The following is an 8729-nucleotide window of genomic DNA, read 5'->3' as shown; positions in this document are numbered from 1 at the left end:
GGAGGGGCGGGGCGGCGGGCCTGCTCCGGTGGAGGCTCGTGCCGAGGTCTGGATGATTTATGTCATCCACATATGCAGGATGATGCGTGTCATCCTGCATGTCAAAGCCCGGGATGGGATTCCGGCAGCGATGTATGATGTCCGTCATCCACATTGGGGTCGGGTCAGCCCGACGCACACCCGGGAGGTCATGCGATGGGTCACTCGCAGGCAGCGAAGGCCGAGTCGCGCGAGAAGGTCCTGCGGATCGCCGCCCGCCGGATCCGCGAGGAGGGCATGACCCGACCCGGCGTCGCGGACCTCATGAACGAGGCCGGACTGACCCACGGCGGGTTCTACAAGCACTTCGCCTCGCGCGAGGACCTGATGGGTCAGGCGGCGGCGCTGGCCCTGGCCGACGGCGAGGCCAAGATGGCCGAGGCCGCCCGCCGGGACCCGGATGAGCCCCGCTCGGGCCTGATCGACGCCTACCTCAGCGCCCGCCACCGGGACGCTCCCGGCACCGGCTGCGCCCTGGTGACCTTGGGCGCCGCAGCCGGTCGCGGCGATGCGGAGTTGCGGGAGGCGTACGAGAAGCAGGTCCTCAGCTACCTCGCGCTCATCGGTGAGGCGGCGCAGGGCGACGACCCCGGTGAGGCGCGGGCCGACGCGATGCTCACTCTCAGCGCCCTGGTCGGTGCCTTGTTGATCTCGCGCGCGGTCGCCGACCCGGAGCTGTCCGACGAGTTCCTGGCGACGGTCGCCGGGCGGCTGAAGGACGCGTACGTACCCGCGGAGGCCTGACCGAACCGGCGGCCCGCAGGCTCGCCCGGGAGACCGGGCAGCCCGAGTGGGAGGCGACCGCGCTCAGCGTGCTCGGCTGCCTCGCCGCCCTGCGCGACGACGCGTCGACCGCCCACCGGCTGATCGGGCAGGCGCGGGCCATCGCCGTCCGGCTGAACCCCCCGCTGCTGCACGCGACGGTGCGCATGGCGCGCGGCACGGCGCTGTCCTGCAGCGGGGACCACGCGCAGGCGTACGCCCAGCTGAGGCGGCTGATCGATCCGGCCGACGCCGGGCACCACGTGATGACCGCCCTGTGGACCGTGGGCGACCTCGCCGAGGCGGCCGCGCACTGCGGCGAGAAGGACGACGCGCAAGGGGTCCTGGATCGGTTCGCACCGCTGGCCCGCCGGACGCCCGCGGCCCGCGTGCGCCTGGCCGCGCGCCACGCCCGGGCGGTCCTGGCCGGTGAGGAGGAGGGTGAGGCCGCCTTCGCGGCCGCCTTGGGGGCGGACCTCACGGGCTGGTCCCTGGAGCGGGCGCGCCTGCGGCTCGCGTACGGCGAGTGGCTGCGCAGGCAGCGCCGCGTCCTGGAGTCCCGCGCACCGCTCAGGGCCGCCCGCGACACCTTCGACGACCTGGGAGCCGCGGCGTGGAGCCGCCGCGCGCGGCAGGAACTGGAGGCCACCGGCGAGACCACCCGTCAGCGGTCGCCCCGGGCCGCCGACCGGCTCACTTCCCCGCGGATAGGGCAGCACGGCACTGCCGGCTCCGCGCTGCTCCACGCTCCGGTCGCCCCAGTCCATCCCGCTGCCGATCCACCGCATCCACCGCGGCGGAGCGGCCGAGCGCTTCGCCGCCCGGGCCGGCCCCGCCTCGAGGAGCAGCACCCGGGCCCGCCCGTCCTCCGAGAGCCGCGCGGCGAGCACGCACCCCGCGGTCCCGCCACCGACGACGATGTAGTCGTATGCCGTCATCCCAGACCTCCGAGCCGACCCGTCCGCGGTCGCCCGGCCCCCGGCCGCGGACACAGCAAAAACTAGGGCGAAAGCTGACGAAAGGCGTCCGTCAAGCTACGTAACGGCGGTCCGCCGTGTGCCCGGTCATGCGTACCGCCGTGCCCGGTGCCCCGGTCGCGGCCCATGGGTGACGACGGAAGGTGTCCGTTGCATCACTTATGAGTGGCATGCGTACCGCTGTCGTTGTGCCCGACGGTCGGAGCCCCGGACCCGGTCCCCGCGATCGGCGGTGAACTCCCCGGACCCGCCGACGTCATGGCGCAGGACCGGCGCTTCTGACCGGGCACCCCGCAGATCGGTCGTCCAGGGCGAGCCTTCACGAAATCTTTCCCGTCGCCCCGGCCCGGACCATGCGTCACGGGGCAAACGCACGGCAACGACATGCTGCTGAACGGCGAACGCGGCCGAACCGGGCCCACGAGGGGGCGTCCATGCGAGCACTCACGGAACACCTGTCCCTGCGGCTGATCACCGGGACCCGGCGGTTCCTCGATCTGTCGGCGGACTGCCGGTACCGTTCCGACGACCCCTACATCGTGCGGATGCGCTTCGGCCTCGACGACGGTGCCGGCGAGGCGGAGTGGGTGCTCTCCCGCGAGCTGCTGCTCGCCGGGCTCGCGGCCTCCGCCGGGGACGGCGACGTGCACGTCGAACCCGGCGACCACGCCCACACCCTGATCACGCTCGCCGCCCCCGGCGGCACGGCCGTCCTGCAGGTCGCCACGGGTGAACTCGCCCGGTTCCTGGCCGCGACCGCGGAACTCGTCCCGCTCGGCACCGAGGGCGGCCACATCGACTGGGACGCCTGCATCGCAGGACTCCTCTCGGCCTGAGGCGTTCCTCAGGGGGTGGGCACGCCCATCGGGTTCGGGTACGGCAGCGCCCCCGCGCAGGCCCGCGCCGCAGCGGACAGCACGGTGACCAGGCGCTCGACGGCCCCGGGTGCCAAGAGCTCCCAGGGCCGACCGGCGGCGCGGTCGGTGGCCTCCTCCAGCGCGCGGTAGGCCTCCCGCCCCGCTGCGGTCGCGGAGCCGTCCGCGCCGAGCAGGCCGCGGTCGGCGAGACGAGCCGCTGCACCGGCCCACTGCTCGTCGGTCCATCCGCGGTGCGGCTGCAGCTCCGATCGCGGCAGGTCGATGCCCGTGCGCAGCACCAGCGCCTCGCATCCACTCAGACCGGCCGCGACGAGCGCCGCCACATGACCGTCCCCGCGGTGCTCGCGCAGCAGCGTGGCCTGGTGCCAGAGCGCGTCGACCGGGTCGCCGGGGGAGGGGAGCGCCGTATTCGCGGCGGCGAGCACCCGTCCCGCGACGTCGAGGCCGGCGACGACGGGAGCCAGCAGGTCCACCGCCTCCGCCACCGCCGTCTCCTGCCCCGCCAGCAGCCGCCGCAGTGCGGCGCCCGCGCCGCGCCGCCGCGCGTCAAGGGCGCGCTCGGGCGGGGCGAGAGCCCACACGCCGGGCAGCGCGCGGGCCACCATGGCGGGCGCGAAGCCGAAGAAGGCGGCCACGACGGGCTCCGGGCCCACCGGGCCGAGGGGGGCCGCGCGACCGGCGAAGTAACCGCGCCAGTAACCGCGCAGCCCCGCCTCCTCGTTCGCGGCACGTGCCTCGGGCGTGAAGTAGGTGACGGCGTGTACCGGTTCGGCGAGCCGCCACATGCGCCGGGCGGTGACGGCGGCCTCCGAGGGCGTCACGGTCCGGCTCACCGGACGCCTCCGCCCCGTACCTCGGCGACCAGGTCGCCGGCGACGTCCGTGCGGGCTTCGATCGCCCGCAAGACGGCCACCATGTCCGCGCGTCCGTCGCCCTGTTCCACGGTCTCGTCGAAGAGGGCGTGGCAGACGTCCAGCAGCGGCGAGGCCAGGCCGGACGCGCGCGCCGCCTCGGCGATGAGGCGGTTGTTGTGCAGCACGTCCGCCGCGGCGGCCTGCGCGGAGAAGTCGCGCTCCCTCAGCTTGGGCGCCTTCATCCGCGACACGGCGCTGGCCATGGGCCCGGCGTCCAGGACGGAGAGGAACTGCCCGGTGTCCAGGCCCTGCCGTTCCGCGAAGTGGAACGCCTCGGTGAGCCCGGTGACCATCGTGATCAGGAAGAGGTTGACCGACAGCTTCATCAGCAGCGCGCCGGGCACCGGCCCGCAGGCGAAGGACTCCCGGCACATCGGCGCGAGCAGCGGCCGCACCTCCTCCACCGCCGCGGGATCCCCGGCGAGCATCGCCACGAGCTGCCCCGCCTCGGCGGGCTTGCGGGAGCCGGAGACGGGGGCCTCCACGTAGCGGCCGCCCGCCGCGCGGACGGCGGCCTCCAGCCCGCGCGAGTACACGGGCGAGGTGGTGCCCATGTGGACGACGACGTGCCCGGCCACACGCGCGGCGAAGTCCGGGGTGCCGCGGCCCAGGACGTCGTCGACGGCGGCGCCGTCGGCGAGCATCAGGACCACCACGCGGGCCCGGTTGAAGACCTCGCCGGGCCCCTCCGCCACCTCGGCCCCGGCCGCGCGCAGCGGAGCGCACCGGGCGGCGGTGCGGTTCCAGACCACCAGCCGTGTTCCCGAACCGGCCAGACGGAGCGCCATGGGCTGCCCCATGATCCCCAGGCCGATGAAACCCACGTCCACTGCCCACCGCCCGTCCCGGCCGTCCGACCGCTCGACCCGCGCGTTATGACGCCTGTCATACGCGCTATGACAGGCGTCATAATAGACCCCGGGGCGCCGGCCGCCGGCCCGCGCGCGCGAACTGCGCCGCCGAGCTGACGCGCACTGGGCAGGGCCGCCGCGCCTTACGCGGGCGGGCGGAAGGGCAGACGGTGGGAGGTCGGCGATGACCGGTTCCGAGCGGGGTCCCCGCGAGCGCATGGTCTTCAGCGCCGCACAGCTGATCCGCCGCGGCGGCGTCACGGCGACGGGCATGCGCGAGGTCGCCGCCCACGCGCAGGCGCCCCGGGGATCGCTGCAGTACTACTTCCCGGGCGGCAAGGAGCAGATGGTCAACGAAGCCGTCGGCTGGGCCGGCCGCTACGCCGGCAACCGCGTGGCCCGCTTCCTCGCCGCCCTGCCAGAGCCGACTCCCGGCGGGCTGTTCGCCGCCATGGTCGGCCAGTGGACGGACGAGTTCCTGACCTCCGGCTACGACGCCGGCTGCCCCGTCGCGGCCGCCACGGTCGACTGCGCCGGGACCTCCGAGGCCACCCGTACGGCGGCGGCCGCCGCCTTCGCGACCTGGACCGGGCCTGTTGCCGGGGCACTGGAGGAGATGGGCGTGCCGGCCGGGCGGGCACCGTCGCTGGCGACGCTGATGGTCAGCGCCATCGAGGGCGCCGTCGTCATCGCCCGGGCGGAGCGCGACGTACGCGCCCTGACGGCCGTGGCACGCGAGCTCGGCCCGCTGCTGGACGCTTCCGTGGCACCGGAGCGCTGAGTCGTCTCGACGCGCCGGGACCTCCGAGGCCACCCGTACGGCGGCGGCCGCCGCCTTCGCGACCTGGACCGGGCCTGTTGCCGGGGCACTGGAGGAGATGGGCGTGCCGGCCGGGCGGGCACCGTCGCTGGCGACGCTGATGGTCAGCGCCATCGAGGGCGCCGTCGTCATCGCCCGGGCGGAGCGCGACGTACGCGCCCTGACGGCCGTGGCACGCGAGCTCGGCCCGCTGCTGGACGCTTCCGTGGCACCGGAGCACTGAGCCGTCTCGACGCGCCGGGACTCCGCCCCGGCACTACGGTTTGACCAACGGCGTACTCATCCCGGTCGGGGCCGGGCTTGGGTATGGGCAACCCCGGAACCCTGCGTTCCCCCTGGAGCGAGAAGGACTCAGGATCATGCCGTATGCAACAGCGAAGGACGGGACCCAGATCTTCTTCAAGGACTGGGGGACTGGCCAACCCGTCGTGTTCTCCCACGGCTGGCCGCTGACCGCGGACGCCTGGGACCCGCAGTTGAAGTGGATGGTGGACCACGGTTTCCGGGGCGTCGCCCACGACCGTCGTGGCGGTGGGCGTTCCGGTCAGCCCTGGGAGGGCAACGACCTCGACACCTACGCCGACGACCTGGCGGCCGTGATCGAGGAACTCGACCTGCGCGACGTCATCCTGGTCGGGCACTCGACCGGTGGCGGCGAGGTCACGCGCTACATGGGGCGGCACGGCACGGGCAGGGTCGCCAAAGCGGTGCTGGTGGGCGCGATCCCCCCGCTGATGCTGAAGACGCAGGCCAATCCCGAGGGCCTTCCGATCGAGGTCTTCGACGAGATCCGCGAGGGCGTGGCCCAGGACAGGTCCCAGTTCTACAGGGACCTCAGCGGCCCGTTCTACGGCGCGAACCGCGAAGGGTCGACCGTCAGCCAGGGCACCCGCGACGAGTTCTGGCTGTGGAGCATGACGGTGGGCATCAAGGGCGCCTACGACTGCGTCAAGGCGTTCTCCGAGACGGACACCACCGAGGACCTCAAGAAGATCGACGTCCCGACGCTGATCGTGCACGGGGACGACGACCAGATCGTGCCCATCGTGGCTGCCGGTGCCAAGAGCTCGAAGCTGGTCAAGGGAGCGGTCTACAAGGTGTACGAGGGAGCCCCGCACGGGCTGGCGATGGTGCCCAGGTTCGCCGAGCGGTTCAACGCCGACCTGCTGGACTTCGCGCGCGGCTGAGCCGTCCGCGGCGCCGCGACCGCGCCCTGATGCGCGTCACCCCGAGCGCGACCGGTCGCGCGCCGCACGACGCCGGTCCCCCGGCGCCCGGGCCGGCCGGTCCGCCCGGGCCGAGGGCACGGGCGGCGGACCGGTCCGTGTCTCCCCGCCGGACGCGCCCCGCCCGTGACGACGGCGCCGGACGCGTTCACCGCGGGCCACGAGCCGGAGCCTGGCCAGCACGGCGAAGCGGTCCTGCTGCGCCCGGGCGGCCTCGTCCAGCTCCTCCATCAGCCGGTGGGAACGGTGCTCCAGGGCCAGCTCGTCCAGGATGCGGTCCACCTCGGCGAGCAGGGACCCGTGCAGTTGCCAGGCCCCCGGATGCTGCCGCACCCGGTCGAGCAGCATGTCCGCGGCCTTCTCGCGGCTCGCGCGGGCCGCCGCGAGCTCCGCGGCCAGCCGGCCCTCGGCCTCCTCGGCGTTGCTGCTCACCTGCGTGGTCACCAGGACGGCGAAGCTGACGAGCGCCCCGCCGAGGTGGGCGAAGAGCTCCTCCAGGGCGACCGCCACGTCGCGGTCGAACAGCGGCTCGTCCGCGCCGCGCCGCTTCGCGAGATCCGTCAGCGACCGCGCCAGGACGCGCAGGACCACCACGCAGATCTCCAGGGTGTCGAGACCGGTCCTCAGCACCACCCGGGACAACAGCGCTTCCCTGACCCGGGGATTGAGCCGCAGGCTGTCCTCGGCCCGGCGCAGCGCGGTGTCGACCTCGGCGACGTCCTGGTCCAGTCGCCGCGCCTCGTGCAGCCGTGCCGCGGCACGCTCCACCGCGGCGGGGGAGTCCAGTTCCTCGGCGCAGCACAGCAGGAGATGACGCATACGGCGGGCGAGGTCCTCGATCGACGCCCCGGCGGTCCCCACCCACACGGGCGGTGCGAACAGGACGTTGAGCAGCAGGCCCACCCCTGCCCCGATGAGTGTCTCCAGCACGCGGTCCCATGCCTGCTCCGTCAACTGGCTCACCCCGAGCACCAGCATCGCGCTGATGGCCACCTCGTTGACGAACTCCTCGACCCGCACGAACTGCCCGATGACCAGCGCCGCGAGGATGATCAGCCCCAGGCTCCACCACGTCAGGCCGACCAGCGCGCTGAACCCGACGGCGATCAGGACACCGACCACCACGGAGTTCACCCGGCGGATGCCGGTGGTGAGCGTGGAGTAGAGCGTCACCTGCACGACGAGCAGGGCGGTGAGCGGCGCCGTCAGCGGGGCAGACTCGCTACTGACGTGCACGGCGATCACGTACGAGATGGTCGCGGCGACGGTGGCCCGCGCCGTCAAGGTGACCACCGGGTCCCGGCTGCGGCGGGCCAACCAGGTCACGGCATCACGTATAGGCATCTTCTGCCTTTTCCCGAACAAACACCGCGTACACCTGCGGATGTCGCTCCCGGTCCGTGGGCGTCGGGCCGGGGGCCGCGGGAACCGGTGGCTACGCCGGGAAGCTGTCGAGAGGCGCCGCCTCCAGCAGTGCCGTCAGTTCCGCGCGGTGCAGGTCCGCTATCGGGGCCACCAGGTCCGGGTGGCGCAGGAGGGCGGCAGCCGCGCGGTCGTGGGCGCCGGGAAGGGTGAGCCGGAGGGCGTCACCGGCGAGGGAGGCGCCGTGTTCGGTGGCCGCGAGGGCCGTCACCGCGGAGGCGGCCAGCTCCGGGTCGGCGAGCAGGCAGGCCGCCCAGCTCACGACGACCTCGTCCACCCAGGTGCGCCAGCCGGCCTCGGTGTCCCCGGCGTCCTCGTCGAGGACCCCGGCGCCGGCGACCCGGTCCAGGCGGTCGGCGCCGCCGGGCGGCAGCAGTCCGAGCAGGGCGGCGTCCACGGCCGTCGGGTAGCGCAGGGCGGCGGCGACCATGGCGGCCTGGCGGGCCTGAGCTTCGGCGAGGGCACGGCTGAGGGCTCCGCCGTTCGCCGGATAGGCGGCCAGCAGCCACCGGGTGGCCGCGGCGATGACCGACGAGAACTCACTGTGCATGCCGAACGAACCGTCCTCCGTGCGCGTGGGTGCCGCGCCCGTCCGGCGCGCGGCGCGCCCAGCGTACGCAAAGCCGTGCTTTTGCGACATGAGCCGCATCACGCCCGCTCCCGGCGAGGACCCGGCGCAGGGTCCCCCGGAGGAACGGGGACCCTGCGCCGCCCCCCTGCGGCCGGGGGTCAGGACCGGCCGCGGCCGCTCACGAAGTCGCGGGCCCGGTCGACGAGGCCCGCGCCCGGGGCGAGGAGCTTGTTGGCGGGAGGGGTGTGCGGTGCCGCCGGGTGGGGCCG

Annotated in this window: 8 protein-coding genes and 3 pseudogenes; 5 read left to right on the top strand and 6 right to left on the bottom strand. The window is 74.2% G+C overall.

What is annotated here, in order from left to right:
- Positions 1–195 precede the first annotated feature (195 nt).
- Complete coding sequence (locus tag PV341_RS41380) at positions 196–783, top strand: TetR/AcrR family transcriptional regulator (RefSeq protein ID WP_500328881.1); 588 nt, start codon at positions 196–198, stop codon at positions 781–783.
- Between the two features lie 884 nt (positions 784–1667).
- Here PV341_RS41380 and PV341_RS41375 read toward each other — a convergent pair.
- A pseudogene (locus tag PV341_RS41375) lies at positions 1668–1739 on the bottom strand (hypothetical protein); the annotation flags it as partial.
- A gap of 473 nt (positions 1740–2212) precedes the next feature.
- Here PV341_RS41375 and PV341_RS41370 point away from each other — a divergent pair.
- A complete protein-coding gene (locus tag PV341_RS41370) occupies positions 2213–2614 on the top strand; it encodes an SsgA family sporulation/cell division regulator (protein ID WP_500328880.1) in 402 nt (133 codons plus the stop codon).
- A gap of 8 nt (positions 2615–2622) precedes the next feature.
- On the opposite strand, the gene PV341_RS41365 is transcribed toward PV341_RS41370, so the two are convergent.
- The gene (locus tag PV341_RS41365) at positions 2623–3489 is read right to left on the bottom strand and encodes an SCO6745 family protein (RefSeq protein WP_500360539.1); all 867 of its coding nucleotides are present in this window, start codon (positions 3487–3489) and stop codon (positions 2623–2625) included.
- Positions 3486–4400 (bottom strand): NAD(P)-dependent oxidoreductase, encoded by a 915-nt coding sequence (locus PV341_RS41360; RefSeq protein WP_500360537.1) that lies wholly within the window; start codon positions 4398–4400, stop codon positions 3486–3488. Before PV341_RS41360 ends, PV341_RS41365 begins: the two co-directional genes overlap by 4 nt.
- A 205-nt stretch (positions 4401–4605) precedes the next feature.
- On the opposite strand from PV341_RS41360, the gene PV341_RS41355 reads away from it, so the two are divergent.
- The 3 genes and pseudogenes from PV341_RS41355 (at position 4606) to PV341_RS41345 (ending at position 6428) form a co-directional block, all read left to right on the top strand.
- Positions 4606–5202 carry a TetR/AcrR family transcriptional regulator gene (locus PV341_RS41355; protein WP_500328877.1) on the top strand — a complete coding sequence of 199 codons (597 nt, stop codon included), beginning with the start codon at positions 4606–4608 and terminating at the stop codon, positions 5200–5202.
- 13 nt (positions 5203–5215) lie between these two features.
- Positions 5216–5464: pseudogene (locus PV341_RS41350) on the top strand (LmrA/YxaF family transcription factor); the annotation flags it as partial.
- A gap of 136 nt (positions 5465–5600) precedes the next feature.
- Positions 5601–6428, top strand: coding sequence for an alpha/beta fold hydrolase (locus PV341_RS41345; protein WP_500328876.1), 828 nt, complete (start codon positions 5601–5603; stop codon positions 6426–6428).
- A 36-nt stretch (positions 6429–6464) separates the two neighbouring features.
- Here PV341_RS41345 and PV341_RS41340 read toward each other — a convergent pair whose 3' ends face one another.
- The 3 genes and pseudogenes from PV341_RS41340 to PV341_RS41330 all read right to left on the bottom strand — a co-directional run.
- The gene (locus PV341_RS41340; protein WP_500360536.1) at positions 6465–7811 is read right to left on the bottom strand and encodes an FUSC family protein; all 1347 of its coding nucleotides are present in this window, start codon (positions 7809–7811) and stop codon (positions 6465–6467) included.
- Positions 7812–7902: 91 nt separating this feature from the next.
- Positions 7903–8439 (bottom strand): hypothetical protein, encoded by a 537-nt coding sequence (locus tag PV341_RS41335; RefSeq protein ID WP_500328874.1) that lies wholly within the window; start codon positions 8437–8439, stop codon positions 7903–7905.
- Between the two features lie 179 nt (positions 8440–8618).
- Positions 8619–8729, bottom strand: a pseudogene (locus PV341_RS41330) (hemerythrin domain-containing protein); the annotation flags it as partial.

The organism is Streptomyces sp. PA03-1a (assembly GCF_033792805.1).
In the GTDB taxonomy this organism is placed as follows: Bacteria; Actinomycetota; Actinomycetes; order Streptomycetales; family Streptomycetaceae; genus Actinacidiphila.
The sequence above is the reverse complement of the archived record's forward strand: the minus strand, read 5'-3'. Positions and strand labels throughout refer to the sequence as shown.